The 26,730-nt window shown below is 52.0% G+C and carries 28 protein-coding genes; 16 read left to right on the top strand and 12 right to left on the bottom strand.

The genetic code is table 11. The features are described from left to right. Positions 1–23: 23 nt before the first annotated feature. Genes QWY27_RS12110 through QWY27_RS12100 form a run of 3 tightly spaced genes read right to left on the bottom strand, consistent with a single transcriptional unit; the run spans position 24 to position 1,235 of the window. On the bottom strand, positions 24–452 hold the full coding sequence (locus QWY27_RS12110) for a YeeE/YedE family protein (RefSeq protein WP_290198633.1): 429 nt from the start codon (positions 450–452) through the stop codon (positions 24–26). A 13-nt stretch (positions 453–465) separates the two neighbouring features. Continuing rightward, positions 466–903 (bottom strand): YeeE/YedE family protein, encoded by a 438-nt coding sequence (locus QWY27_RS12105; protein ID WP_290198632.1) that lies wholly within the window; start codon positions 901–903, stop codon positions 466–468. Then, positions 900–1,235: an ArsR/SmtB family transcription factor gene (locus QWY27_RS12100; protein ID WP_290198631.1), complete on the bottom strand. Its 336-nt coding sequence runs from the start codon at positions 1,233–1,235 to the stop codon at positions 900–902. Before QWY27_RS12100 ends, QWY27_RS12105 begins: the two co-directional genes overlap by 4 nt. A 181-nt stretch (positions 1,236–1,416) precedes the next feature. Between QWY27_RS12100 and QWY27_RS12095 the strand changes: the two genes are divergently transcribed. Together QWY27_RS12095 and QWY27_RS12090 are read left to right on the top strand one after the other, a co-directional pair. Continuing rightward, complete coding sequence (locus QWY27_RS12095; protein ID WP_290198630.1) at positions 1,417–2,292, top strand: MBL fold metallo-hydrolase; 876 nt, start codon at positions 1,417–1,419, stop codon at positions 2,290–2,292. A 51-nt stretch (positions 2,293–2,343) separates the two neighbouring features. After that, entirely contained in the window at positions 2,344–2,559 is a 216-nt protein-coding gene (locus tag QWY27_RS12090; protein WP_290198629.1) for a YgaP family membrane protein, read from the top strand. Positions 2,560–2,610: 51 nt separating this feature from the next. Here QWY27_RS12090 and QWY27_RS12085 read toward each other — a convergent pair whose 3' ends face one another. Further along, positions 2,611–3,516: an energy transducer TonB gene (locus QWY27_RS12085; RefSeq protein WP_290198628.1), complete on the bottom strand. Its 906-nt coding sequence runs from the start codon at positions 3,514–3,516 to the stop codon at positions 2,611–2,613. A gap of 77 nt (positions 3,517–3,593) precedes the next feature. On the opposite strand from QWY27_RS12085, the gene QWY27_RS12080 reads away from it, so the two are divergent. Together QWY27_RS12080 and QWY27_RS12075 are read left to right on the top strand one after the other, a co-directional pair. After that, a complete protein-coding gene (locus QWY27_RS12080) occupies positions 3,594–4,109 on the top strand; it encodes a copper chaperone PCu(A)C (RefSeq protein ID WP_290198627.1) in 516 nt (171 codons plus the stop codon). A 15-nt stretch (positions 4,110–4,124) separates the two neighbouring features. Continuing rightward, positions 4,125–4,739, top strand: coding sequence for a LysE family transporter (locus QWY27_RS12075; protein ID WP_290198626.1), 615 nt, complete (start codon positions 4,125–4,127; stop codon positions 4,737–4,739). Positions 4,740–4,757: 18 nt separating this feature from the next. On the opposite strand, the gene QWY27_RS12070 is transcribed toward QWY27_RS12075, so the two are convergent. Beyond that, entirely contained in the window at positions 4,758–5,669 is a 912-nt protein-coding gene (locus QWY27_RS12070; RefSeq protein WP_290198625.1) for a ketopantoate reductase family protein, read from the bottom strand. Positions 5,670–5,862: 193 nt separating this feature from the next. On the opposite strand from QWY27_RS12070, the gene QWY27_RS12065 reads away from it, so the two are divergent. Together QWY27_RS12065 and QWY27_RS12060 are read left to right on the top strand one after the other, a co-directional pair. Then, on the top strand, positions 5,863–6,840 hold the full coding sequence (locus QWY27_RS12065) for a Bug family tripartite tricarboxylate transporter substrate binding protein (protein ID WP_290198657.1): 978 nt from the start codon (positions 5,863–5,865) through the stop codon (positions 6,838–6,840). A gap of 31 nt (positions 6,841–6,871) precedes the next feature. Then, positions 6,872–8,131, top strand: a complete 1,260-nt coding sequence (locus QWY27_RS12060; protein WP_290198624.1) for an MFS transporter — start codon at positions 6,872–6,874, stop codon at positions 8,129–8,131. A gap of 6 nt (positions 8,132–8,137) precedes the next feature. On the opposite strand, the gene QWY27_RS12055 is transcribed toward QWY27_RS12060, so the two are convergent. Next, entirely contained in the window at positions 8,138–8,431 is a 294-nt protein-coding gene (locus QWY27_RS12055; protein WP_290198623.1) for a DUF1330 domain-containing protein, read from the bottom strand. A 216-nt stretch (positions 8,432–8,647) separates the two neighbouring features. Here QWY27_RS12055 and QWY27_RS12050 point away from each other — a divergent pair, with 216 nt between their 5' ends. The 4 genes from QWY27_RS12050 to QWY27_RS12035 are packed head-to-tail and all read left to right on the top strand — an operon-like array spanning position 8,648 to position 15,628. Next, positions 8,648–9,907 (top strand): MFS transporter, encoded by a 1,260-nt coding sequence (locus tag QWY27_RS12050; protein WP_290198622.1) that lies wholly within the window; start codon positions 8,648–8,650, stop codon positions 9,905–9,907. A 44-nt stretch (positions 9,908–9,951) separates the two neighbouring features. After that, positions 9,952–11,418, top strand: coding sequence for an efflux transporter outer membrane subunit (locus QWY27_RS12045; protein ID WP_290198621.1), 1,467 nt, complete (start codon positions 9,952–9,954; stop codon positions 11,416–11,418). 11 nt (positions 11,419–11,429) lie between these two features. After that, complete coding sequence (locus tag QWY27_RS12040; RefSeq protein ID WP_290198620.1) at positions 11,430–12,536, top strand: efflux RND transporter periplasmic adaptor subunit; 1,107 nt, start codon at positions 11,430–11,432, stop codon at positions 12,534–12,536. Continuing rightward, positions 12,533–15,628 (top strand): efflux RND transporter permease subunit, encoded by a 3,096-nt coding sequence (locus tag QWY27_RS12035; protein WP_290198619.1) that lies wholly within the window; start codon positions 12,533–12,535, stop codon positions 15,626–15,628. Before QWY27_RS12040 ends, QWY27_RS12035 begins: the two co-directional genes overlap by 4 nt. An 8-nt stretch (positions 15,629–15,636) precedes the next feature. Here QWY27_RS12035 and QWY27_RS12030 read toward each other — a convergent pair whose 3' ends face one another. Both QWY27_RS12030 and QWY27_RS12025 read right to left on the bottom strand, forming a co-directional pair. After that, positions 15,637–17,217 (bottom strand): ABC transporter substrate-binding protein, encoded by a 1,581-nt coding sequence (locus QWY27_RS12030; RefSeq protein WP_290198618.1) that lies wholly within the window; start codon positions 17,215–17,217, stop codon positions 15,637–15,639. Positions 17,218–17,220: 3 nt separating this feature from the next. Next, positions 17,221–18,909, bottom strand: a complete 1,689-nt coding sequence (locus tag QWY27_RS12025; protein ID WP_290198617.1) for an MBL fold metallo-hydrolase — start codon at positions 18,907–18,909, stop codon at positions 17,221–17,223. A gap of 97 nt (positions 18,910–19,006) precedes the next feature. Here QWY27_RS12025 and phnD point away from each other — a divergent pair, with 97 nt between their 5' ends. From phnD to phnE (QWY27_RS12005), 4 genes are read left to right on the top strand one after another with little or no spacing between them, the layout of a single operon-like run. Further along, positions 19,007–20,017 (top strand): phosphate/phosphite/phosphonate ABC transporter substrate-binding protein, encoded by a 1,011-nt coding sequence (gene phnD / locus QWY27_RS12020; RefSeq protein ID WP_290198616.1) that lies wholly within the window; start codon positions 19,007–19,009, stop codon positions 20,015–20,017. Between the two features lie 4 nt (positions 20,018–20,021). Then, complete coding sequence (gene phnC / locus QWY27_RS12015; RefSeq protein WP_290198615.1) at positions 20,022–20,792, top strand: phosphonate ABC transporter ATP-binding protein; 771 nt, start codon at positions 20,022–20,024, stop codon at positions 20,790–20,792. Then, positions 20,789–21,664: a phosphonate ABC transporter, permease protein PhnE gene (gene phnE / locus QWY27_RS12010; protein WP_290198614.1), complete on the top strand. Its 876-nt coding sequence runs from the start codon at positions 20,789–20,791 to the stop codon at positions 21,662–21,664. The genes phnC and phnE (QWY27_RS12010) overlap by 4 nt, the downstream gene beginning before the upstream one ends. Next, positions 21,661–22,497, top strand: coding sequence for a phosphonate ABC transporter, permease protein PhnE (phnE, locus tag QWY27_RS12005; RefSeq protein WP_290198613.1), 837 nt, complete (start codon positions 21,661–21,663; stop codon positions 22,495–22,497). Before phnE (QWY27_RS12010) ends, phnE (QWY27_RS12005) begins: the two co-directional genes overlap by 4 nt. Positions 22,498–22,611: 114 nt before the next feature. Here phnE (QWY27_RS12005) and QWY27_RS12000 read toward each other — a convergent pair whose 3' ends face one another. The 3 genes from QWY27_RS12000 to QWY27_RS11990 are packed head-to-tail and all read right to left on the bottom strand — an operon-like array spanning position 22,612 to position 23,935. Next, positions 22,612–23,292 carry a nitrile hydratase subunit alpha gene (locus QWY27_RS12000; protein ID WP_290198611.1) on the bottom strand — a complete coding sequence of 227 codons (681 nt, stop codon included), beginning with the start codon at positions 23,290–23,292 and terminating at the stop codon, positions 22,612–22,614. Next, entirely contained in the window at positions 23,289–23,612 is a 324-nt protein-coding gene (locus QWY27_RS11995; RefSeq protein WP_290198610.1) for an SH3-like domain-containing protein, read from the bottom strand. Before QWY27_RS11995 ends, QWY27_RS12000 begins: the two co-directional genes overlap by 4 nt. Further along, positions 23,609–23,935, bottom strand: a complete 327-nt coding sequence (locus QWY27_RS11990) for an SH3-like domain-containing protein (RefSeq protein ID WP_290198609.1) — start codon at positions 23,933–23,935, stop codon at positions 23,609–23,611. The genes QWY27_RS11995 and QWY27_RS11990 overlap by 4 nt, the downstream gene beginning before the upstream one ends. A gap of 168 nt (positions 23,936–24,103) precedes the next feature. On the opposite strand from QWY27_RS11990, the gene QWY27_RS11985 reads away from it, so the two are divergent. After that, positions 24,104–24,733, top strand: coding sequence for a flavin reductase family protein (locus QWY27_RS11985; RefSeq protein ID WP_290198608.1), 630 nt, complete (start codon positions 24,104–24,106; stop codon positions 24,731–24,733). Positions 24,734–24,819: 86 nt separating this feature from the next. On the opposite strand, the gene QWY27_RS11980 is transcribed toward QWY27_RS11985, so the two are convergent. After that, on the bottom strand, positions 24,820–25,572 hold the full coding sequence (locus tag QWY27_RS11980) for a sulfite exporter TauE/SafE family protein (protein WP_290198607.1): 753 nt from the start codon (positions 25,570–25,572) through the stop codon (positions 24,820–24,822). 101 nt (positions 25,573–25,673) lie between these two features. On the opposite strand from QWY27_RS11980, the gene QWY27_RS11975 reads away from it, so the two are divergent. Further along, positions 25,674–26,729 carry a TauD/TfdA family dioxygenase gene (locus QWY27_RS11975; RefSeq protein WP_290198606.1) on the top strand — a complete coding sequence of 352 codons (1,056 nt, stop codon included), beginning with the start codon at positions 25,674–25,676 and terminating at the stop codon, positions 26,727–26,729. Position 26,730: the final 1 nt, after the last annotated feature.

Genomic DNA, 26,730 nt, shown 5'->3' with positions numbered 1-26,730 from the left:
AGCTTGTTTGCTTGTTCGCTCAGTCAAGTTTTATTTCGGGCTGCTGCGCGCTCGGCGATTTCAAAGCCCATCATTCCCACAAGCATTGCTATGACGAATATCAGAGCCTTTTCGTGCCCCGCTGCCATTGAAACAAGCACCGGACCTGGGCAGAAACCGGCGAGTCCCCATCCGACTCCAAACATGAGGCTCCCGACAACCAGGCGTTTGTCAATGTGGGTAGACTTGGGCAGATGCAAGGCACCGCCAAAAAAGTTTGTCGTGCGTTTCTTTGCGAGAGCAAAAGCAAAGATACCCACCAAGATCGCACCGCCCATGACAAAGGCGAGTGAAGGATCCCATTGCCCAAACAGGTCCAGAAAACCAAGAACTTTGGCTGGGTTAGTCATGCCTGAAAGAATCAGACCTAGACCGAAAAGCAAGCCTGCGAGAAATTCGAAAAAGCGAAGCATGTTCTGCGCTCCTTTAAATGAGGTGACGTACAACGTAGACGGTCAGAAAACCTGCCGCCATAAATGAGACCGTCGCAACCAGCGAGCGTGGCGACATGCGTGAGAGGCCGCAAACACCGTGGCCCGAGGTGCAACCTGATCCGTAACGCGTGCCGATACCAACCAACAAGCCGGCAATCACAAGCATGAACGTATCGGCATCGATTTGTGGGGCGCGGATCAGGTCCGAGGGTGCAAGCGCGCCGAAGATCCAAGGGGATGCAAACATACCTGCCAGGAAAGCGAGGCGCCAAAAGGTATCGCCAGATTTAGGAGGAAGTAAACCACCCACGATGCCGCTGATACCAAGCACCCGCCCATTGATCAGAATAAAAATGGCCGAAGCAACGCCCAGGATGATGCCACCTGATAGCGAGCTCCAAGGTGTGAAGTGATTCCAGTCGATATTCATTGCTCGTCTCCGTTATTTACGCAAAATTGAGAGTAAAGGACTTCCATGACTGCCAAGGCCTGAGGGCTGGCGAACTGATAAAAGATGTTTTTGCCCTCTCGGCGCGTCACGACGAGTTGTTCGTTGCGCAAAACAGTGAGTTGCTGAGAGAGGGTGGGCTGCATGATGCCAAGCGAGGTTTCTAGATCGCTGACGCATCGCTCACCTTGCGCGAGCTGACACAAGATCATCAGTCGGTCAGGGTTGGTCAGGACTTTCATGAGTTTGCAAGCGTTGGCTGCCGATGCCTTCATGGTGTCTAGTTCAAATGGGACGACTTCTTCAGTAATCATGGTGCATATATAAAATCAGGATAAGTATTTAAGGGGAATGAAGATTGAATAAATTATAATATATTTACAAACATTTTGTTATTATATATAATATTTTTAATTAATCTATTTGATCGTTCCAGGCATCACGAGATCGTGGAACAGTGACTAAAAGCGACTATTTACCAGCAAGGGAGTTTGTATGAGCAAGGCAAGCGTCAATCCAATGGTTCATGGCATTTTTGACCCAGCTACTTGGACGGTCACGTATGTTGTCTACGAAAAGCCTGGTTCTGCATGCGCAATTATTGATTCGGTTTTGGATTACGACCCTAAATCCGGGCGCACGCGCCACATTTCCGCAGACAAGGTGATCGAGTTCGTGCGCGCCAACAACCTCAAGGTGGAATGGATTCTCGAGACCCATGCGCACGCCGATCATTTGTCCGCTGCACCTTATTTGAAAGAGAAACTTGGTGGAAAAGTCGCGATTGGCGATCACATCACGACGGTGCAAAAAGTTTTTGCGGGTGTATTCAATTTAGAACCAGAGTTCCGCCAAGATGGTTCGCAATTTGATGTGCTGATCAAAGAGGGCGAGCCCTTCAAAGTAGGGGCCCTAGAGGGACATGCTTTGTTTGTGCCAGGCCACACGCCTGCATGCATGGCTTACCAGTTTGGCGATGCAGTGTTTGTGGGTGACACCTTATTTATGCCTGATGTTGGAACCGCACGTTGCGATTTTCCAGGAGGTGATGCGAAAACCCTCTATGCGTCGACACGTCGTTTGTTGAGTCTGCCTCCAGAAACTCGGCTGTTCATGTGTCATGACTATCCACCCGCAGGTCGTGACGTTGCGTTTGAAACAACTGTGGCTGAACAGCGCGCTAAAAATATCCACGTCCACGACGGCATCACTGAGGCGCAGTTTGTAGAGATGCGTACTAAGCGTGATGCGACACTGGAAATGCCGGTGTTGATCTTGCCTGCCGTGCAAATCAATATCCGTGCGGGAGAATTGCCACCCAAAGAATCGAATGGCATCTCTTATGTGAAGATTCCCTTGAATGCTTTGTGAGGCACTTTGAGTTTTGTTTCATCGTATCAACGTTTAAAAAGGATCGTCATCATGAAATGCAATGTAGGCACCATCGATAGGACCCTACGGATCGCAGTCGGATTGGTTTTGATTGCCTTGGCGGCAACTGGCACGGTGGGGGTGTGGGGCTGGATTGGCGTGGTTCCTTTGCTGACCGGTATTTTTCGTTTTTGTCCGGCTTACCCGTTGTTAGGTATCAGCTCTTGCGCTAAGGAAAGTGCCGCGCAAGGCAGCAGTAAAAAATAGCTTCGTGGTGCGAGCGGGTCGATTCAATGCTAGATCAGTAGCGCTTACTTTCTATGGGTGCCGGAACTCGATAGGTACGTCCACTGTCGCAGCCACTGGTTCCTGCCCACGCCTTGCGGGTAAAAAGCGCCACTGTCGAACCGCCTCTAGAGCCGCTTGATCCAGCCGCTGAAAGTCGCTGCTCTGTTGAATCTTGATGTCTTTCACGGCACCTTGAGCATCAAGGCTCACACGCAAAAGCACTTTGCCTTGCTCACGCATGCGCTTCGAAAGTGGAGGGTAGATTGGATCCGGTCGATGTAAATAGTTTGGATCCACTTTAGCGGGTGTGACGGACAGCTCGGCCCGAGAACCTGTGTCCTGATGCTGAGACGATGCATCCCCGCTACTTCGAGCTTGAATTGAAGATGTGACTGTTGGAAGCGGTAAGCGCGATGAGGGCGTCGCCGGTTCACGTGGGGCAATGGGTGGAGGTGGTTGGGTGGGTTGTTCTTCTACAGGCTTTTCATCCGCGGACGTTTCATCAACAGATTTTTTGTCCACAGACCTCTCCTCGACAGGCTTCTCTGCAGACTGATCATCTACAGATTGATCATCCTCAGGTTTTTCTACCGGTGGTGTCATGTCGGGCTTCTCAGATGCAGGTTGTTCTGAGTCTTGCTTGGACGTGTCTTGTTTGTCGGCAGTTTCGAGCGTGACAGGAATCACCAGACCTGATTGCCCGGACATTGAGGTGTCCATTTCGTCTGAGCCCCCGGGCCAGCCAAAGTGTGTCAGCAACAAGACGATCACGAGCAAATGAGCAAAGATAACGAGTGACAGGATCGTGCCAAGACTGAGGCCTGACGAACGTTGGAACGCAACAGGTTTGCCACCAGTTGATGCGAGATCTGAGCCCGCGGTGTTGGTGCGGGTGGGTGTCGGGTTGGAGTCGGAGGGTGGGGAGGTCAAGCGCATAAAGCAGTGTAGAGGTTTTCAGCTAATATTTGCTATAGAGTTTGATTAACAAAGTTTTTACAGGCCATGGTTTCAGCATGAACACTATTTCCAAAAAAACGCTCGCGATTCTGATTGCTGGGCTTTTGTCGAGCGTTTCGTATTTTGGCGCATCTTTTAATGTTTTGGCATCAGAGCAGGTGGCTGGGGATTTGAAATTGTCTACCCCCTGGATTCGGGCTTCGGTTCCCGGGCAGGTGAATGGTGCGGGCTACGTTCAGATTGACAACAAGGCGAGCCAAGCAGATCGTTTGGTTTCGGCCAGCACGACCGGTGTGAATCGAGTGGAGCTTCATACCATCATCACTGAAAATGGCGTGGCAAAAATGCGAGAGGTGCAAGGGATCGAGGTGCCCGCATCGGGTACGGTCAAGCTGATGCCCGGCGGTTTTCACATTATGTTTCTTGGATTGACTGAGCCGTTTAAAGCAGGTGAGTCATTGCCTGTGACACTCAATTTTGAAAAGGCCGGCGAGGTCAAGGTGATTTTTGAGATTAAGCCACCTACCTATAATCCGAGTTCAATGTCTGGTCATGGCAGCCATCGGCACTAGGGTGAGGAGCCTCTCATGTTGGGTGTGACCGACTATCCAGCTTTTGTCGCGGCATTTATCATTTTTTTGCTGATCCCCGGACCGGGTAATCTCGTGATCATCACCTCCACCACAAAAGGCGGTATTCGAGCTGGTTTTGCCGCGACCTTTGGGATCATTCTAGGCGATCAATTGTTGAGCTGGACGGCGCTTGCCGGGTTGGCGGCCGTCCTTGCCGCATCCCCCGTAGCATTTGAGGCCGTTCAATGGATGGGTGCGATTTACCTGGCCTGGCTCGGTATGAAAATGTTGCTAGCCAAGCCAGGTGCCGCCCCTGTACTCAATATCAAACCCTATCACTACTTGCGTCAAGCTTTAGTTATTACCTTGCTGAATCCAAAAGCCATTGTTTTTTATATGGCCTTCTTTCCTTTGTTTGTAGATCCTGTTCACAACATGGGTTTGCTGACCTTTGGTTTTCTTGCCCTGACCATTGCTGTGTTGGCTTTTTTGTATTCAGTCGTCGCAATCTTGTTGACACACTCTCTGGCTGAGCGTCTACGCACTAATCGTCATGTTGCATTTGCGATGGAAAAAATTGCAGGGCTGTGCTTGATTGGTTTTGGGCTCAGACTCGCGCTATCGCGCTAAGTCCGAGAACCCCTCTCTTTAAGGCTTGTTTTGCTCAACGACCATATGGGTGTGTGCCGCTTTGAGCAAGGGGCAGGGCACGTTTTTCTGTACGCCATATTCAATCATGGCACCAAGAATGTGCTCGTGCTCGGTCTGATTGCCTTGTGTCAGGTCACGCAACATCGAGGCGGCAAAGCTCGATCCTGACTTGGTGAGCATGGCAAGAGCTTTTTGCTGGGCACTTTCTTTGGTTGGAAAACCATTCGCTTGCGCAATCGCACAGCTTTCAGCATAAAAACTTGTCATCGTCTCTTTGCCCCATGGGGCATCGGCAATTTTGCCGACATGACCGCGGCAAAGCGTTGTCATGCCCGCTAGCGTTGCAAGAAAAACCCATTTGTCCCAGAGAGACTGCTCGATATTCTCGCTGTAGGTATGGTCAAACGCTGCTTTTTCACAAAGGGCCGAAAACTCACGGGCTATTTTCTCGTGAGCAGGATCACGATGCCCGACTGTAAGCGCGTGGAGATCAGTCAGTTGTTTGACTGAACCACTGCTGGAAATCGTGGCGGCGATGTGGGCGACACCGCCCATGACACGCGCCCGGCCAAACTTCTCGTCCAGCGTTTGAATGTGACGCAAACCGTTGAGGACAGGCAAGATGACGCCTGATGCGCTTGCTGCACTGACTGAGTCCAGGGCATCGGCCAAGTCGTAGGCTTTGGGGGCCAGCACGATCAGGTCATATTCAGGTTTGAGCTGCTCCCGGGTAACCGACTTTGGATGCAAGGTAAAGGTTTCACTCGGCGTTTCAACGACAAGACCTTCGGTTTGTATTTTTTGATGTCTTTTGTCCCGCAGTAAAAAAGTGACGTCAGCCCCTGCCTGAATCAGCCTGGCCCCAAAGTATCCACCCACGCCGCCTGCACCCAAAATTAGAATTTTCATGCTATCTCCTGTGAAGTCACAATCTTATCGCGTTGCAGAGCCATTCGCTACGACGAGTTTCTTGCGTAGACGTTGAGATGAAATAGAAGAGGAAAGTGATGATTTTGAAGCTATATTTACGCTATGCTTTGACTGTATCAGTCCATAAAAATAAAACGAAACTCTGGAGATTGCTTTGAAGCCTATTCGTTTAATGTCAGCCTGGCCATCCGCCTGTGCGCTATCTCTCGCTTTGACCGCGCTGTTTACCCCAACGCTTGCGCAGTCTCAGGATTTTCCCAAGGGCCAGACTATTACGATTGTGGTTGGTTTTGTCCCGGGCGGCGGTACTGACACTGCCACGCGCATTGTGGCTAAAAGTCTTTCCGCGAATCTCGGTCAACCGGTCGTGGTTGAAAATCGTCCCGGCGCGGGGGGTGTGATTGCGACTCAAGCTGTCGTCAATGCCAAGCCTGATGGAACCACGCTCTTGCTGGGTACGATTGGCCCCATGACTGTTTCGCCTCATTTGATGAAGTTGAATTTTGATCCTCTAAAGGACTTGGCGCCCATCACCATGGGCGTGAACTTTCCCAATGTGCTGGTTGTGCCACCGGATTTAAAAATCAACTCGCTGGCCGAGCTGGTTGCCGCTGCAAAAAAAGAACCTGGCAAAATGACCTACGCCTCGACAGGCGTAGGTTCGGCTGCTCATTTAGCGGGTGAGCTTTTCGCGCAGCGCGCAGGTGTTGAGCTGATTCATGTGCCTTATAAAGGTGGTAGCGCGGCCATGTTGGATTTGCTGAGCAACCGCATCGATGCGTATTACGCCACTCCTACGACGAGTGTGCAGCATGTTCAGACGGGCAAACTCAAAGCGCTGGCCACGACAGGTTTAAAACGTACAGACCTGATGCCTGACGTCCCAACATTGGCCGAGTCAGGGTATCCCGGCTTTAATGCCACCAATTGGTATGCGTTTGTTGCGCCTGCCAAAACGCCTGCACCCATACTTGATCGCTGGAATACGGAGCTGGTCAAGGTCTTGAATGATCCTGAGGTCCGTGCGCAACTCAATAAGCACGGTTTGACGCCTGATCCGACTACCCGCCAAGAGCTGGCTGACTTTATGGCTAAAGAGTCTGCCACCTGGAAACAGGTGGTCAAAGAGCGCAATATCAAGCTTGAATAAGGCTTGTTTAATACTGTATTGACTTCTGGTCATGTTGAGCGCGTTGCGCAGTATCCTGCAGTCCTCCCGCGCACCTTTTAAGGTGCGCAGTTTTCGTTATCAATGGTCCGCGGATCTGGCAACATCCTGGGCCTTTGAGATGGAAATTTTGGTGCTGGGGTGGTATGTGCTGGTTGAGTCGGGCTCTGTGCTGTTGCTGGTGGTGTATGGAGCCTTGCAATATACCGGAGCACTCATTTCACCATTTTTGGGCGTAGCAGGTGACCGGGTCGGCTACCGGGTTCTTTTCATGATCACTCGTGGGCTCTACGCCATTGCGGCTATGGCGATTGCGGCACTTGCCTTCTTTGACCTGTTGACCCCTTTGACGGTGATTGCGCTGGCCACTGTCGTGGGTTTAATCCGTCCCTCAGACCTGATGATGCGCTATGCCCTGATTGGTCAGACTCAGCCGAGTGATCAGCTGACTTCCGCGTTGGGAATCTCGCGCATGACTTCGGATTCCGCACGTATCGCTGGTGCTTTGGCCGGTGCGGGCATCTTTGCACAGTTCGGCATGGTACCGGTTTATGTTTGCATCACTTTGTTGTATTTAGTCAGCTTCTGTTTTTCCATGCGGGTGGCAGGCAAGCCTGCCAACGAAGTGATCCATACCGCTCGTCCATCTCCTTTCACGGACTTGCAGGATGCCTTTTCCTATGTGTGGGGCAGACCTGTGTTGCTTGGCACAATGAGTATTGCGTTTCTCGTGAACTTGTTGGCGTTTCCCTTCTCGCTGGGTTTGCTCCCTTACATCGCTCGCTCTGTATACGATGTGGGTCAAGCGGGCTTGGGTACCTTGAGTGCAAGCTTTGCCTTTGGTGCGCTGATCGGTTCGATTGTATTGGGGACTAACCGTTTTTCGCTCGGCACGGGACGCGCGTTGTTGGTGGCGACGGGTATTTGGTTTTGTTTGCTGATGTTTTTTGGATCGACCACTCACTTTATGCTGGGTGTGGCGATTTTGATTTGCGCAGGATTTGTACAAAGTATTAGTATGATTCCATTGGCCGCTGTCATGCTCAGGGCAACAGATGCTCAGTATCGTGGCCGTGTGATGGGTTTACGCATTTTGGCAATCTGGGGTCTGCCAGTAGGGCTGCTTTTGACGGGCCCATTAATCGATATTGTTGGCTTTGTCGCCACGACCTTGATTTACTCTAGTCTTGGGTTGGCTGCCACTGTAGCGATTGCATACAAGTGGCACGCGGCAATGTGGGATAAAGCCGCACCAGCCAACCAACACGGCTAAAACCGCTTACACACCTTCTACGATTCGTATGTCGCGTTCTGCCGCACCTGTGCCTAGGGCGCGAATTGCCTCTTGATAAGCAGGGCTGTTGTAAGCAGCCAAGGCCGCCTCGACGCTTTCAAACTCGATCAGCACGGTACGCTGCTTGACGCCAGCCTCTTTCACGGCGGCGGCCTCGTTGCGTGCTAAAAATTTACCGCCTGCAGCAGTGAGGGCGGGACCGGCGAGTTTGGCGTAGGCTGCCAAGGCTTCCGGGTTGGAAATTGAACGGTAGGCACTGATCCAATAAGCTTTTGCCACGATGACCTCTTAATTGTGATTGGGAGTGATGCTTGCGAAAGGACACTATATCAAGCGCGAAGGTTTTTAGGGAGGTGCATATTGGACGATGTGTCTATTTTCACTCTGCAAAAGAATCTGCTTTATGTTAGGGTTGATACCTACACGAAAAAAATGGTGAAACTCTGGGAAAAACGATAATCCAGAGCTAGGCCAGGAGACAAACGGTCCTTTTGCATGAAGATTTTTTACGGTTGGAAAATGGTGTTTGCTGCAGCTTCGCTGCAGTTTATCCAGTCGATGATGTTGCATCAGGCTTTCGGAGCCTACGTTGCCATTCTGATTCAAGACAAGGGCTGGAGTAAAACCTCTGTCTCTGGTGCCTCTGCCATGATGTCCATGGAGGCGGCGGTTATCGGTCCTGTTTTAGGGTGGTTCCTTGACCGTTTTGGTTCGCGAGGCGTCATCAGGCTGGGTGTGATTGTTTTTGGTATTGGTTTTATGTTGCTAAGCCAAATTGACACGCTTCTAGGGTTTTACGGTGCGGTCGTGGTGATTGCAATTGGCTCGTCAATGGCAGGTTATTTTCCATTGAATGTAGGTGTGATTCAATGGTTTGAAAAAAAGCGCGCCCGTGCCTTATCGATGGTGGGGCTCGGTCTGGCGCTTGGCGGGATGTTTGTGCCTTTGGTAGCCTGGAGCATGGAAAGTATCGGGTGGCGTGAAACTGCGTTTGGTTGCGGAGTGATCTCGATCGTTGTGGGTTATCCATTGGCGTGTATTTTCCGCCGCCGCCCAGAAGATTTTGGCGAAACAGTCGATGGTTTAGGTGCTCAACGGGGTGCTGTCGACGTCAAAGGCGCGGTTGTTCCTGAAAAACCGGAGCCTGAGTTCACCGCTAAACAAGCGCTTAGAACCAAGGCATTTTGGCTGCTTTCTGCCGGTCATGGCGTCGCGCTCATTATCGTGACAGCTGTCAACACCCATGCCATTAATCACATGCGGATTTCTCTGGACTATTCCATCGCGCAGGCATCTTTTTACATAACGCTCATGACGGGTTTTCAGGTGATCGGTGTTTTACTTGGGGGCGTGCTGGGTGACAAGCTTCAGAAAAATCGGGTCGCTGCGGTATGCATGACCATGCACATGATTGGTATGTTGATGCTTACCTACGCGCTGGGTCCTGTGATGTTGGTGTTGTTTGCGGTCTTTCACGGCTTGGCCTGGGGGATTCGCGGTCCATTTATGCAGGCCATCCGGGCGGATTATTTTGGCCGTAAATCGATCGGTATGATTCTTGGGCTTTCGGCCATGTTGACTGCGGTCGGTCAGGTATCCGGTCCTTTGCTGGCCGGCATTATGGGTGATGCCACAGGCAACTACGACCTGGGCTTTACCGTGCTGGCATTGATCGCAGGCGCTGGGACGTTTTTATTCTGGTTTGCCAAGCCGCCAGCCTTTCCCGGTTTACCGGTTAAAGCCCAGGCTGCATGAGACTATGAGCGCTTTTGATAGTCAGGCTCTGTTAATATTCGAAGATGACTTACTCTCGAATTTTAGCTGCGCCTTTGGTGCTGCTTCTAACTGCCTGTATTACTCTTGGACCGGATTACGATCGTCAGCAAGCGACCAAGTGGGAGTCTGAGCCTGCGTCCTGGCAACAGCCTTTGCCTCATGATGGTGATCCTGTCACGCTCGTGGCTTGGTGGGCACAGTTTAAAGATCCCGTTCTAGTCGAACTCATCGACCAGTCGCAAAAGCAAAGTAACAGCATGGCGCAGGCAGCTCTGCGGATTGCGCAGGCACGCGCGCTCCTGGTGACGGCTGATGGTGCCGCACTGCCTGTGCTCAACGCAACGGGCGCCTATTCTCGAGGCACCTTTCAGCTTGGCGGTCCTGTCGTCGTGGCAACGACCGCTCAGGCGCAACTTCAGGCAGGATGGGAGCTCGATTTATTTGGTGGTTTAGCTCGCGGAAGTGAGGCGGCTCGGGCCCGCTTGGCAGCCCAAGTGGCAAATTGGCACGAGGCAAGGCTGTCTGTATCGGCTGATGCCGCTAATCTTTATACAAACTATAGAGGCTGCGAGCAACTGTCCCAGCTCGCGCGTGCGGATGCTCAGTCTCGCGCCCAAACTGCACGTTTGACACAGGAGCTGGCACAAACAGGTTTTCAGGCTCCAGCCAATGCCGCGCTTGCTCGCGCCAGTGCTGCCGAGGGACAAAGTCGGGCGGTGGCGCAACAGGCGGAGTGTGATCTGCTCATCAAGGCTTTAGTGGCGCTCACTGCAATGCCCGAGCCAGAACTTAGAAGTAAGCTCAAGAGGGGCACGCGTGTGTTGCCAACACCTGCGATGCCCGTTGTGCAGCGTATTCCGGCGCAGCTTTTGCTGCAACGTCCTGATGTCGCAGCCGCTGAGCGTGAGTTGGCTGCCGCGAGCGCTGACATTGGCGTGCGGGAAGCCGAGCGGTTTCCTCGATTGTCTCTGCTGGGTAGCATCGGTCCACTGAGTTTTGAAAGTGGGGCGGGCTCGATTAGTGCGACGTCCTGGTCAATTGGGCCGTCCTTGAGCCTGCCTATTTTTGATGGTGGTCGTCGCGCAGCTAATCTTGAGACAGCAAAGATTGCGTATGAGGTCGCTGCGACTAATTATCAAACTCAGGCGCGACGTGCGGTCAGAGAGGTTGAGGAAGCCTTGGTGCGCCTCGATAGCCTGACCAAGCGGGAAGCTGAAAGCCTCAAAGCTTCGAAAGGCTATCGCGAATCTTTGCAAGCTGCCCAGGAGCGTTACAAGTTTGGTTTAGCCAGCATTCTGGATTTGGAAGAAACCAGACGTCTTTCGGTTAACGCCGACAACATATTAGCGATCGTGCGGCGTGAACGTGTGAATGCGTATATCGCGCTTTACCGAGCTGTTGGCGGTGGCTGGGATGCGAAGGATCTGGCTGCTGTCGTACGTTCTGTTCAGCAAAACCCGAATGAAATTTTGACAGGCAAGCTCCAATAATGAAACAAATCATGAACGCAATCCGTGTACCTTTACTCAGTTTGACGCTCATCCTCACAGGCGTTTCGAGCGGGTTGCTCATATCAGATGCATCGGCGCAGTCTTCCTCCGCGCGTCCCGCGTTGACTGTCTCTGTGACAAAGCCGAACATGACTGCCTTGCCAGCCACGATTCGGGCCAACGGTAATATCGCTGCCTGGCAAGATGCCTCGGTCGGTGCTCAGGTTGGTGGCTTACGCATTGCCGAAGTGAGGGTCAATGTCGGAGATCATGTCAAAAAAGGACAGGTGCTCGCAGTCTTTGCCCAGGATACGGTCCTCGCCGATTTGGCTGTTCAAAAGGCACAGGAGTCCGAAGCGTTGGCTGCTCTTGCAGATGCCGAGGCGAACGCCTCGCGCGCCAGGAGCCTGAAAACGTCCGGCGCGTTATCCGCCCAACAGATCAGCCAGTATCTGACTGCCCAGCAGACCGCTGCCGCACGAGTGGAGGCCGCACGCGCGCATCGCCAGTCACAGGAGCTTCGTTTGAAATACACCGAAGTCGTTGCACCCGATGACGGTGTCATTTCAGCGCGTCAGGCAAGTGTTGGAGCGGTCGTGCCAGTAGGCGCTGAACTATTCAAGATGTTGCGTCAAAATCGGCTTGAGTGGCGGGCCGATGTGGTGTCCGAGGAGCTTGGCCGGATCAAGGTTGGGATGCCTGTCGATGTCTACCCCGCGAGTGTGCCAAAAGGACAGCCTCCGATCGTAGGAAAAGTGCGTGTGATCGGACCCACTGTTGATGCGCAAGCGCGTACAGCGATTGTCTATGTCGATCTGCCTGTTTTATTGCATGACGAACCACCCGTGCGTGCGGGTATGTTCGCAACTGGGGTGTTTAACCTGGGCGACAGTCAGGGATTAACGTTGCCTCAAGAATCGGTTGTGATGCGAGATGGCTTTAGTTATGTGTTTAAACTCCTAGCGGATCAGCGTGTCGAGCAGGTGCGTGTCCAGATTGGACGACGGGTTGGCGCGCGAGTTGAGGTTCTGTCCGGTGTCTCAGCCTCCGACACGATTGTTGAATTAGGGGCGGGTTTCCTGACAAACGGTGATCTTGTCTCGGTTGAACGGTCATGAACTTTTCCGCCTTTTCCATTCGACATCCCATCCCAGCGATTCTGCTGTTCACTTTGCTATCGATCGCTGGAATTTTGTCATTTCGAGCCATCGGAGTTCAGGATTTTCCGGATATCGAACTGCCGATGGTGACAGTCGAGGCCAGCTTGCCTGGCGCCGCGCCTGCCACACTCGAGACCGAGGTTGCACGAAAGCTTGAAAACTCGATTGCGACCTTGCAGGGCATCAAGAATATGTACACCAAGATTCTTGAAGGCACAGTGGTCATTAATGTCGAGTTCATTCTTGAAAAAAATGTCATGGAGGCAGTCAATGATGTGAGAGATGCCGTCACGCGGGTTCGCGCGGATCTGCCGGCTGACGTCAGAGATCCGACTATTTTGCGTGCGACGACAGCGGGCCGTCCTTTAATGACCTATGCCATCACCTCAGACCGCATGGATCAGGAGGCGCTTTCTTGGTTTGTAGACAATACGGTCTCCAAACAATTGCTGACAGTGAATGGTGTCGGACGTGTGAAACGGATGGGAGGGTTGAGTCGTGAGATTCGGGTCGAGCTTGATCCTGCCCGCATGGCCGCTCTTGGTGTGACGGCTGCAGATGTTTCTCGACGATTGCGTTTGATTCAACAAGAGGCACCTGGTGGCCGCGGTGATATTGGCGGTGCCGAACAAGCTGTGCGAACGATTGCCACGGCACAGACTGCTCAAGACCTGGGTGGCATTGATTTGTCTTTGTCAGACGGCCGGCGTGTGCGACTGGATCAGATTGCGACCATCACCGACACGACTGCGGAGCGACGTTCACTGGCGCTGATGAATGGACAGCCTGTGGTTGCCTTTGAGATCATGCGCAGCAAAGGTGCCAATGAGGTGACTGTTGCCAGAGATGTTCGCCAAGTGATCAAGGGTTTGCAAGCTGCCCATCCTGATATCGCATTCACGGAGCAAATTGACAACGTTGAAATGACCGAAGAGAACTTCAAGGCCTCGATGCAGCTTCTGTACGAAGGCGCCATTCTTGCGGTCCTTGTTGTTTGGTATTTCTTGCGTGACTGGCGCGCCACCATTGTCTCTGCTGCCGCTTTGCCATTATCGATTTTGCCTGCGTTTCTGGGTATCTATTTGTTTGGCTTTACTCTGAACATGGTGACCTTGACGTCTCTTGCGTTGGTGGTGGGCATCTTGGTCGATGATGCGATCGTCGAGGTTGAAAACATCGCGCGTCACCTGCAAATGGGTAAAACGCCTTTTCAGGCAGCGATGGATGCAGCCGACGAAATTGGCATGGCTGTGATTGCGACGACCTTTGCCCTGGTTGCGGTCTTTTTACCGACGGCGTTCATGGATGGCGTGCCGGGCAAGTTTTTCAAACAGTTTGGTTGGACAGCTGTGTTGGCTATCATGGCCTCTTTGGTTGTGGCGCGTTTATTAACACCAATGATGGCGGCCTATCTGATGAAGCCGCTCGGTGGCAAACACGCAGAGCCTCGTCCCGACAGCTGGGTGATGCGCCATTACCTTTTGTCAGTGAAGTGGTGTCTGAGTCATCGTCTTGCGACGATCATATTTGCTTTCGCCTTTTTTGCCGGATCGCTTGCATTGGTGCCTCTGTTGCCAAAGGGATTCGTGCCGCCGGCAGATCGGGGTCAAACGATGGTCAACATTGAGCGTGCCCCGGGCAGCACGCTTGAGGATACGCTACGCGCAGCCGAGCAAGTCAAGAAAAAATTGTCTTTGATTCCTGAGGTCAAGAGTGTGTTTAGTTCTGTGGGGGGGGGCGTTTCAGGGGATGTATTCGCCCGGGGTTCTGCCGCAGAGGTTCGCAAGGCCGCACTCACCGTGATGCTGTCGCATCGCTCGGATCGTAGTAAAAATCAACAAGAAGTGGAAGCTGATATTCGACGGGTGCTCTCCAATGAGCCTGGTGTTCGGATTACTGTAGGCGCTCAGGACGTTGGCGTCAAAATGCAGATAGTCTTGCAGAGCGAGGATCCCGTGGCGCTCAGCAAAGCAGCACAAGCCGCTGAGCGTGATCTGCGCACACTCAAGGGAGTGGGAGGCGTGACTTCCTCAGCCAGTCTGGTGCGCCCTGAGCTAATTGTGCGTCCTGACTTTGCCCGTGCCGCTGATTTGGGCGTGACTGCTCAAAGCATCGCTGAAACACTGCGCGTTGCCACCAGCGGTGATTACGATGTCGGGTTGGCTAAATTGAATCTGGCCGAGCGACAAATACCCATCCGCGTGAAATTGCCTGATGCGACCCGCACTGATATCGCGGCGCTTGAAAGATTAACCGTGCCCGGACGCTATGGACCCACCTTGCTTGGTAATGTCGTGACATTCACCATGGATAGCGGACCCGCACAAATTGATCGTCTGAACCGAAGCCGTAATGTGATTCTGGATGTTGAGTTGGGGGGGCGGCCACTTGGCGAGGCCTTTGCAGATGCCATGGCTTTGCCAAGCTTGCGTAATCTGCCACCGGGCGTCACGCTTGCGGAATTAGGTGATACCAAGGAAATGCAGGCCTTGTTTGCAAGTTTTGGTTTGGCGATGATGATTGGTCTTTTATGCATCTACATGATCTTGGTGTTGTTGTTTCATGACTTTTTACAGCCCATCACGATTTTGGGTGCATTACCGCTCTCGATTGGTGGTGCGTTTGTCGGACTGCTTTTGACTGGAAAAAGTTTTTCGATGCCCTCGCTGATTGGTTTGCTCATGCTGATGGGCGTTGTCACCAAGAATTCGATCTTGCTCGTCGAGTATGCGATCACAGCCAGACGCAACGGCTTATTGCGCAACGAAGCCTTGATCGATGCCTGCCACAAGCGTGCGCGGCCGATTGTCATGACCACTATTGCGATGACTGCGGGCATGATCCCCATCGCGATTGGTTGGGGGTCGGATCCGAGTTTTCGCTCACCGATGGCGATTGCAGTGATCGGTGGCCTGATGACTTCAACGTTACTAAGCCTGCTGGTGATTCCTGCTGTATTTACGTATATAGATGATTTGGATCAATGGCTCAGACGCGCACGCAAAAAGGTGTTCAGAAACAAGGTTGCGCCTCAGTCCCAGGACGCCTAAGCGGATAGTCAGGTTGAGTGTGTCGTATAAAAAACGGGACCTTGGGATTGAAAGTTTTGCCAATTTTTCCTGATCGCGCTCAAGTTGTAATTGGCGCCTAAAGGAATATAGGGAACGTGTTCAAACACTTCCAGCTGAATCGCCTGACAAATTTTTTGTCTCTCTGAAAGTGAGTCGGCAAAAAACCAGTCCATCCGCAGTGTTTCCAGCTTTTCGTTAGTGGGCCAGCCGAACCATCCTTGTGTGCCCGTACCGCGAATCCCCAGATTGGAGGCCGGATCAAGGTTGCTGGTGCCGGTCAGTGCGGTGAACGCGACGTTCCACCCTCCTGCGGCAGGTGAGTCTTGATTGTTTCGACGCTGCAGATAGGTGCCCCAATTCATGGGTCTCAACTCGGTTTTGAGTCCCAGTTGTTTAAATAAATCCTCCGTCACGAGCGCGCATGCATGATAGGGGGCTGCATCAACGGGATCCAAGATCACAATTGGTTCCCCGTTGTAGCCCAATTCCTGAATGCGTTTTCTCGCGCGTTTGATGTCGCGTTTGCCTGTAAGCTTTTCCATACCGGCCTGCGACGCCATGGGCGTACCCGGCGCAAAGACGCCGCATTTGTCATTCCAATACTCTGGAAATTCCGCGCCATTGGCCGCCATCATATAGTCTGACTGATTGATGACAGACAAAATGACCCGACGCATTTCCACATCATTGAACGGCGCATGCAGATGATTAAAGCGCATGATAAATATCGCCGGTAAAGCCGCCTTGATCAGCTCGATACGCGGATTTTTGCGTAGCATCGGAATAAAGTCGTTATCGACTAATTCGATGCCATCGATTTCGTTATTTTGAAGCGCTGCAACCGCGGTGGCTCGGTCGGGAATAATGAGCCACTTGAGCGTGTCGATGTGGGCGATTTTCGGACCGGCAGTATTACTGGCGATACCTTGTTGGCGCGGAACATACTTTGCAGCTTTTGCGTACTCTACCTTTGACCCAGATACCCACAGTTCGGGTAAAAAACGGAAAGGGCCGCTGCCAATAACTTCTTTAATCGCAACATTGTTCGGCGTGCTGGCCAGACGTTGCGGCATGATAGAGGCCGATGCGGAGGCGAGCGTGTAGGGTAATAGAGAAAACGGTCTGCTCAAGGTAATGATGATGGTGGCGGGATCGGTCGACCTGATGTCAGTGACCACACTAAAGAGAGTTTGTCCCAACAGGTTGCGTTGACCAAAGCGTTTCAGACTAGTGATGACATCGGTGGCAGTCACAGGCTTGTCATCGTGAAAGCTCAAGTCTGCTCGCAGCGTCAGAGTCCACTGAAGCTTGTCTTCGGACAGATTTGCTTTTTCCAGCATTTGTAGCTGGGGCTGATACTGCGCATCCAGACCAAAGAGCGTGTCGAAAACTTGCAAGGCATGGCAGGCTGTTATCGCAGCCGTTGTAAAAACCGGGTCCAGGACGGACAGGTCGGTTGAGGGAACCCAGCGAAAGGTGCGCTGTGGTGACTGCGCAGCAAGTTTGAAAGGTGAACTAAACAGCGTCGCTGTCGCACTGGTCGTGACGAGAAAGGAGCGGCGATCCATTTTTTACGTCGACTGTGTGGGCAGACTCCAGAGGTTACCCTCCAGGACTACGCGCGATTCTTGATGGAGTTTATTCAGATGCGCGAGTAAAGATTTTTGCGCAACAACATGCAAACGCTCTGGGGTATCGTCGTAGGCGAGCTTGACCAAAGCCTCGAGTGTGTCTGGTTTGGCCGCTCTTTTAAGGGCAGCCATCACTTTATTTTCTCGCTCCTGCCTGTGGATCAAAATTCTTTCGACGTTCTCCGCTGGCTTATCCATGAGAAAGCCATGGCCAGGAGCGAGATAGTCGATTTGTTCGTCAAGTAGTAAACGTAATGAGGCGAGATATTCAACCATATTGCCATCCGGCGGGCTGATTACTACTGTTGAGCCTTGCATGATGTGATCTCCCGTGAACAGGAGATTTTGAGACTCTAGTAAGAAGCAAACCTGATTAGAGGCATGGCCAGGGGTGTGTAGGACACGAATCGACATGCCCCCAAGATCGAGGCGTTCTTGGTGCGACACGATATGGTCGGGAGTGAAAGTCTGATCTTGATTGGAAAAAGCAGGGGCAGGCATGCCATACACGGTCGCTCCTGTTCTTTGCTTGAGCACTGCAGCGGCAGGGGAGTGATCCAAGTGGGTATGGGTACAGAGAATCCATCGGATGGGACCGGGAGCCGCCGTAAGTAAAGCATGGATATGTTCTTCGAGGAGCGGGCCCGGATCAATCACCGCGACACCTTCCGTCGCGTTGCCGATGAGATAGCTATTGGTGCCAGGACCGGTCATCATGCCAGGATTGGCAGCAGTGACCCGCAGTACGTCATGGCCGATTTTCACGGCAACACCCGGTTCAATGTAGGCGCAGCATGTACCTTGATTGTCCGGATCGATCTTTTTAATTTCAGCGTAGGCAAAATCGCCGGGGATCAATGTATGCGTTTCGCCGGCACGTGATTTTCCCGTTACGGGGGCCATCACCAATTTGGGCCTTGGTTTGCGCGCATACTCCAGAAGCTCTTCGACATGTTTAAAGGGTGCGAGACTTTCAAGTGTTTTGATGGTGGGAAACATCAGGTTGAGCGAGCCTGAACGATGCAAGTCAATGGCCTGGTCGGGACGGACCCAGATCTGACCAACGGTTTCATGATTATCTTCCAGTGCAGTTTGGCCCTCTGGCGCTTGCGCAACAAAAAAACGTGTGTCGTAGCGTCTTGGACGCCCCGCCTGCGTGACCCAATGGCTGTAGTAAGCGATCCGATCCGTAGCGGCTTTGACCTGCTCACGCATTAGGATGTCCACAAATGAGAGCTTGTTTTGCGCCATTTCAAGCCGCAGGTTTGCAAGCCTGTCGGCCTCTTCGGTTGCCAACTGTAGGAGCTGATCATTGTCCCGGTAACCCAACAACAAACCAGACTCTTCGAAGCACTCGCGGATCGCTGCAATCCAGTAAGCCAGACCGCCCTGGTCAATGCCGAGCGTCTCACTGGCACGCTTGTCATCGAGCCCGACACACAGCGAGGCAATGTCGGGATGATGGTCTGTCCGATCAAGCGCACCGCCTGGAAAAACATGCATGCCTTTGGCGAATTCGACGGCAGTCGTTCGTTCCATCATGAACACTTCAATGCCATCGCTGACATTTCTAGCGAGAATGACGGTCGCTGCGGGACGGGGTACGGCGGGTGCTGAAATCGTGGTCATATAGGAAAACGAGCAGTTACAAAAATGGTCATTCAGGTTTATATTCGACTCACACTTTATCACTGCGCGCTTGAATAGAGCGTATAGGAGACAAAAAATGAGATTTTCCCTGCTTGTTTCAGCGGGCCTTGCTGCATTGTCGATGGGCGCCTCTAGCATGAGCTTTGCCCAAGCCTGCCCGAACCGGGGCGATTTGGATTCTTTGTATTGCGATGCAAACAAAGATATGGTGGCTGACACGCCGACGGACAAATCAAAGCTCAAGACCCCTTCAACGTTAGTTTTCACATACACCCCTGTTGAAGATCCTGCGGTCTACGAAGAGATTTTCACACCTTTTACCAAGCATCTTGCTCAGTGCACTGGCAAGCGCGTGGTGTTCTATCAGGTGCAGAGCAATGCCGCTGAAATCGAAGCCATGCGCTCAGGCCGACTCCATGTGGGAGGTTTTTCCACAGGTCCGACAGCCTTTGCTGTCAACATTGCAGGTGCGGTGCCGTTTGCCGTGAAAGGTACTGCCGACGGCTTCCAAGGCTATAACCTGATTGTGATTGTCAAAAAAGACAGTCCTTTCAAGACAATGCCTGATCTGAAAGGTAAAAAAGTTGCGCATACTTCACCTTCTTCCAATTCAGGCCACATGGCACCGATGGCTTTGTTCCCCAAGCAGGGGCTGGCTCCTGAAAAAGACTACAAAATCTTGTTTTCAGGCAAGCATGATCAGTCCGTCATGGGTGTGAATTCTGGCGACTATGACGCCGCTGCTGTCGCCTCAGACGTGTTTTATCGCATGGCCGCCCGTGGTCAGATCAACAAAGACGACTTCCGCATCATCTACACGAGTCCAAAGTTTCCGACCTCTTCATTTGCTTACGCGCATGACCTTGAGCCAGGTTTCCGAGATCAAATGCTGAAGTGTTTCTATGACTACCGTTACCCTGCAGCGATGCAAAAAGCTTTTGATGGAGCAGACCGTTTCTATCCTGTGACATACGAAAAGGATTGGGCGATCGTACGCGAAGTGGCTGAGGCGGGTGGTGAGAAGTTCAACCGCGCCGCATACGACCGCGAAGCAGAGAAAGCAAAAGCAAAAGCAAAGGGTAAGTAGTTTTATGGCTGCAGCATTGAGCATTACAGGGTTGGTCAAGTCCTATCGAGCAGGCCACCCTGTCCTGAAAGGGATTGATCTGGAAATTTCGGGTCAAGAGGTCACCGCGATCATTGGTCCATCCGGAACAGGCAAAAGCACATTGCTGCGCTGCATCAATCGTCTGGTTGAGCCTTCAGCCGGTCAGATTACCTTAAACACCGCTCAGGGCACTGTTGACTTGACCCGCGTGCGTGGGGCAGCTTTGCGTCATGCACGCCGTCATATTGGCATGGTGTTTCAGGAATACAACCTCGTTGAGCGACTGACCGTAATGGAAAATTTGCTCACGGGTCGTCTAGGATACTTGCCGGCCTGGAAAGCTTGGTTTCGCAGTTTTAAGCCAGAGGACATCGAGCAGGCGTATCGCTATCTTGATACGGTCGGGCTTGGAGACTTTGCGAGCCAGCGTGCTGATGCTTTATCCGGTGGGCAGCGTCAGCGAGTTGGTATCGCGCGTGCGCTCATGCAGGCGCCTGCGATTTTATTGGCTGACGAGCCCACATCTTCTCTGGATCCCAAGACGTCAGTGGAAATTATGGAGCTGCTCACGGCTCAAGCTCAGGCGCAGCAGATTCCTGTCATGATCAATATGCATGATGTGGAGTTAGCAAAACGCTATGCTACGCGTTTGATCGGGATGTCGGGCGGTGAAGTTGTCTATGATGGACCTGCCGCAGGCTTGGATCACGGGATGCTCAAAAGAATCTATGGCGGCGAGTCCTGGATCGTATGATAAACGCCACGCCTTTAAGCGCATCGCGCGCGCATCCTAAGCCTTTTACGATGTCCCTTAAAGCCAAGGCCGGCCTTGTGCTAGCAGTTTTGTATGTGATTTATGCAAGCATGCAGCTAGATGTCACGTTTGCCAGGTTTGTTGCAGGGCTTGGGCATGCGGCAAAATTTTTAGATCGGATGTTTCCACCAAATTTCGAGCGTTATAACTTGCTGATAAAAGGACTTTCGGAAAGTCTTGAAATCGCAGTGCTCGCTTCGACCCTGGGTATTTTTTTAGCCCTGCCTCTGGGCTTGCTTGGCGCCCGTAATTTGATGCCGGGTTGGGCATCATGGCCTGCTCGAACGATTGTTGCGTTTTGTCGTGCGCTTCATCCTGTCATCGTTGCAATTTTATTCGTCAAAGCGGTGGGGTTCGGAGCCTTGGCGGGTATTTTGGCCTTGACAGTCGCTTCGATTGGATTCATCGGCAAGTTATTCACCGAGTCAATAGAGGAAATTTCACTGAAACAGGTCGAAGCGGTGCGTGCAACAGGGGCGTCCTTCGCGAATGTGATTATTTTCTCTGTATTGCCACAAGTCTTTCCGCGCTTTATCGGATTTTGTACTTACCAGTTTGATTCAAATTTGCGTAACTCCACCATGGTTGGGATTGTCGGGGCGGGCGGCATAGGCGGGACTCTTTTTTCCGCCTTCCAACGCTTCGACTACGACTACGTCTGTGCGATTTTGATCAGCATCATTACCCTCATCATGTTGGGTGAACTATTGGCCAATGTGATTCGTCGCGTGTTTTTGGATAATCTGACGATCAAAGAGCTATTCAGGGGAAAAGCTTCCACGATTGTGCCCACGCCTAAGGTGTCCGCATGAGTGGCGCTCCCATCCAATCTTCTGAGGGGTCCGCAGCAGGTTCAACAAACAGAGTCTGGGAGCGGTATTCAGTCAGCCAGCGCTTAGTACGTTTTGGTTTTTATTTTTTGTTTGTTGCTGCCGTTGTCCAGTCGATCCGTCAGGTTCAGATCATCCCGGAGTTTTTACTCGACGCACCGGAGCAAATGGTAGATTTGTTTTCGAGAATGTGGCCGGTGGATTGGGCGCATTATTCAGGCTCTGTGCATGATGCCTTGATCGAGACGATTCACATTGCGTCACTCGGTACGATTATTTCTGTCTTGCTTGCCATACCGATTGGTTTGCTTGCGGCTAACAATCTCACACCTAACCGGCTGATCAATACGCTTGCGAAACTCATTCTTGTTTCCAGTCGGTCTGTCAACTCCCTGGTTTGGGCGCTTTTGTTTATTGCGATTTTTGGCCCCGGCCCATTGGCTGGCACCATGGCGATCGCTTTTCGATCAATCGGTTTTGTCGGCAAGCTTGTGGGTGAGTCTGTCGAGGAGGCGCAACGAGGCTCAATTGAGGCGCTCACCTCTGTCGGCGCCAGCACGGGTGCTTTAATTCAATACGGATATTGGCCGCAAATCAAGCCAGCATTTTGGTCGATCGTCTTGTTGCGTTGGGATATCAATGTCAGGGAGTCGGCAGTGCTTGGCTTGGTGGGGGCTGGTGGTATTGGAATGGCTTTGGACACAGCGCTGAATCTTTTTCAGTGGGATCGCGTCGCGGTCATTTTGATTTCAATCTTTGTGATTGTAATCTTGGCCGAAGTGGTGATCACCCGCATCAGACAGAAAATTATCTAAAACGCCCATATCATTAGGCTTGAATTTTTCAAGATTGATTTTGAGTGTGGTGCAATGTGATGGACTGACATCACACCACAACTCCTAAATAACAAGATCCCTTGTCAAGCGACTTCAGGGTTTGGCGCTGAGAGGAAGCGAAGTTCCAATCATTGAGTCGCGCGTGACAAGTTCTGCGAGTTCAGCCTCACTCATTCCCTCTGTACCCGCCGGACGGTACGGCAGCACCAAAAACCTCAAATCAGCCGTGCTATCGGAGACGCGTACCTCGACATCATCGGGGATGTGCGTACCAAATTCTGCTAGCACTTTTCTCGGTTCGACGACGACTCGCGAACGATAGTCGATGGATTTGTACCAAGCAGGCGGGATGCCAAGAAGCATGCGAGGGTAACAGGAGCAGAGCGTACAGACCACGACGTTATGGACCTTTGGAGTGTTTTCCAATACGACCAAATCAAGAGGTGTCGTAATGTCCAATTCAAAGTGCTCATTGATTGTCTTGAGCGGCTCGGCAAGCAATTTCTTTTTAAACTCTGGATCCACCCAGGCCTTGGCAACAATCTTTCCGCCGATCGCGGGTGTCAGACTGTCTTGGTAGTCGATTTGTCTATGCAGTTCGTCGGCCGTGATGATGCCTTTTTCATCGAGCAATTCACGTATTGCTGTTTGTAGCAAGACTTCGTAGCGGTCGTAGTGATCCTCATCATCCGGTGCCGGAGGTGAATGGGGGTGAGCGTGTGCATGGGCATGATCGTGGTCATGGTCGTGGTGGTGTCCGTGCGAGGTACTCATGCTTTATTTTCTCCAGATATTGGATCGATCCAGTGCTCGTAGATGTCGGCAACGACAGTATCGTTCGGGCTACCTGTGTAGTGCGGCCAAACGTCTTTCTGTTTAAACCGCACACGATACAGCACGCGCATCGGCAGGCCAGGCTTGTGGAAAGCCAACAGGGAAGGGTCGCGGTAACAACCCCGAACTTCAGCGATTTCCCCTTTGGCTCCGCGTAAATAAAACGGCGTGCGACAGTGGGTCTCGGGAGGCTGTTTGCGAACAATCACAGGTGTTCCTGCGGGCAAGGCTTGTCCGGGGCGGGGAGCAATGGCTGTCATAGGGATCCTTTTTGTTTGTAGCGCTCGCGCAGCAGCTCGATGCGGTCATCGATTTCCTTGGCTGTTAATAATTGTTGCTCGATCACTAGGTCGCGAACCGCTCGTATCCATTTGTCGTAGTAAAGCATGTTCTTGTAGTCTTCTTCGGTATTGGACTCAATCGCACGGCGCATGGCGTCGGATGTAAACGCCTGGAGTTTGCTGCCTGTTAAAAGCTTTTGCAGTGCATCGACTCGCTTTTCGTGAAGGGTAGATGGATGTTCGTCCAAACAGACGGGCCCGGCCGGTTGGCCGCCGAGATCATTTACTTTTCTTTCAGTCATTCTGGACTCTCATATCGTCTTGTCATACTTGGAGAGTTTATTTTTACACCCATTTCGCCCGAAAAGTCTTGTTGTTTGGTCTTCGTTGGACAAAATATTTATGCTAAAAGAGCAGGTTAAGTCTCTTATTCTTTCCGCACGACGACTTCACTTTTCAAGGATGCATCCGTGAGCGACTATTTTTATGAACCAAGCAAGGGCCATGGCCTGCCACACAACCCTTTTAAGGCAATCGTGGCCCCGCGTCCGATTGGCTGGATTTCCAGCATTGACAAGCAAGGCCGTGTGAATTTGGCTCCCTATAGTTTTTTCAATGCTTTTTCCGAGACGCCACCCGTGATTGGTTTTTGTACAAGCCATGTGCGTAAAGACAGCGTCAACAATATCGATGAAACCGGTGAGTTTGTCGCGAATTTCTGTGGTGCCGAGCTGGCCCAGGAAATGAACATTACTTCGGCCTCCGTGGAGCCTGGCGTGGATGAGATGAAGCTCGCAGGTCTGGATGCTGCCGCTTCCACACTGGTCAAGCCACCCCGAATCGCCCGCGCGATTGCAGCGCTCGAATGCAAGCTCATCAGCACGACCCAGCTCAAAAATGCAAAAGGCGAGCTGATCGATACCTGGATGACTTTGGGAGAGGTGGTTGGTGTGCATATCAACGACGCGTTCTTGAAAGATGGGATCTTTGACACGGCTGCCGCGCGTCCCTTAGGTCGATGCGGCTACAAAGGGGACTATGTCGAAGTCAACACCTTGTTTGAAATGATTCGCCCCAAAGAGTACACACCCGCCAAATAAGCATCCTCTTTGCTTCAACGCTCAGTCAGTGGACCGTGAGATTCAGGTCCACCGCACACAAATGATTGACTGCATACTGGTTGAGGTTAGATCAGACTGATAGCTCTGACAGCGGTATAGCCACCAAGCAACAACAGGCTGAGAAAAAAGTAACGGCGGAATTTATCTTGTGGAATTTTCTTTCTGAGATATTGCCCCAAGAACATGCCCAAGAAGGCGGGTACGAGTGCCAAGAGAGAGACGGTAGCGATTTCCATCACAAACTCTCCGGTGATCCAGAGTCCAATAGCCAGTGCGATTGAAGCCATACTGAAAGATAAGCCAAGTGCTTGGATCAGCTCGTCTCTTTTGAGTTCGAGCGCCGTGAAATAGGGGGCGACCGGTAGGGCGGCGATGCCTGTCGCGCCTGAAACAATGCCTGTAAAAAATCCAATTACAGGTGTCAGCCATGATTCCGTTCGCGTGGAAACATTCAAGCGTGCAGCCGATAAGCCGTATGCGCCGTAAGCCATTAAAACCAATCCCAGGCCTGCGGTCACAATGGCAGTGTGGCCGCTCACAATGAAACTGACTCCGAATGGTGTGCCGCAGCAAATCCCGATCAAAAGTGTTTTAAATCGTTTAAGCAGCGCGATAAAACTGGGACCCGAAATCAGTTGCCAGATGTTCGTGATGAGTGAGGGGAGAACAAGCATCGCTGCAGCCTCGACGGGCGCAATGATCAGCCCAAGTAAGCCGATTGCAATGGTGGGTAAGCCCATGCCGATGACGCCTTTGACGAGTCCGGCAAGAATAAAAACGAGGGCGACCAGCGTGAGAGTGAAGATTGAGTCTGTCATTATAATTCGTGAAATCTTTTCTAACGATAGCACCTGCGAGTGATTGTTTGTGACATGCGGGTGTGTCGAGGTGATTAATCGATTCAAATTTTGGAAAAAACATGGACATTCATGCCTTGCCTCCCGAAATAGTCGGCCCAAGTGCTTGGTTGGGTCCTCAGGCAAGCGCATCGACAGACTGGGTGCATCACCTCACGGACCTCGAGCTGTCCGAGCTTGAACTGGCGGCTCGTCGTGCGCTGGAGACTCATTCCGATATTGCAAGCATACGGCGTGAGGCCTTTGTCTTACCAACATTGGGTCCCAGGCTCGCGCATTTACATGATGTATTGATCCACGGCTGTGGATTCGCTCTGGTGCGCGCACTTCCAGTCAAAGACTGGCCGCGAGCAGTCACTGCTGCAGCTTTTTATGGTTTGGGCTGTCATCTTGGTTACCCTGTGCCTCAAAATGCGAAAGGACATGTTTTGGGACATGTCACTGATATGGGTCTCAACGCAGACGATCCAAAAGTCAGAATCTACCAAACACATGAGCGTCAAACCTTTCACACTGATTCGAGCGACATTGTCGGTTTAGTGTGTTTGCAGCAAGCCAAGTCTGGTGGCGATTCTGCGCTGGTCTCCTCGAATACGATCTATAACGTAATGCGTCGGGACTATCCTGAGCTGGCGGCTGCGCTATTTGATCCGATTGCAACAGATCGGCGCGGAGACGAGGGTCCTGGCCAAAAACCGTACTTTGAGATACCTGTTTTTACCTGGTATGCGCAAATGATGTCGACAATCTATCAGCGTCAGTACATCGATTCGGCTCAGCGTTTTGCGCAGGCGATGCGATTGACGCCATTGCATGTGGAAGCACTCGACTGCTTTGATGCGTTGGCAAATGATCGCCGGCTGAATTTTTTAATGCGACTTGAAGCCGGTGATATGCAATTTGTCCACAATCACACCTTGTTGCACGATAGGACTGCCTTTGAGGACTGGAACGAACCAGGGCGAAAGCGCCATCTGCTCAGGTTGTGGTTGTCTTCCCCGCGCGCTCGTCCATTGCCTGCAGTGTGGGCCGAACGCTATGGAACTGTGGAGCCCGGTGTGCGCGGCGGAGTGTCTGTACCCGCCGCGCAGTGGATCGCGCCTTTAAATCCTGAATAGG

The organism is Zwartia vadi (genome assembly GCF_030410375.1).
Lineage (GTDB): Bacteria > Pseudomonadota > Gammaproteobacteria > Burkholderiales > Burkholderiaceae_B > Zwartia > Zwartia vadi.
This window is presented reverse-complemented; position numbering and strand designations above follow the sequence as displayed.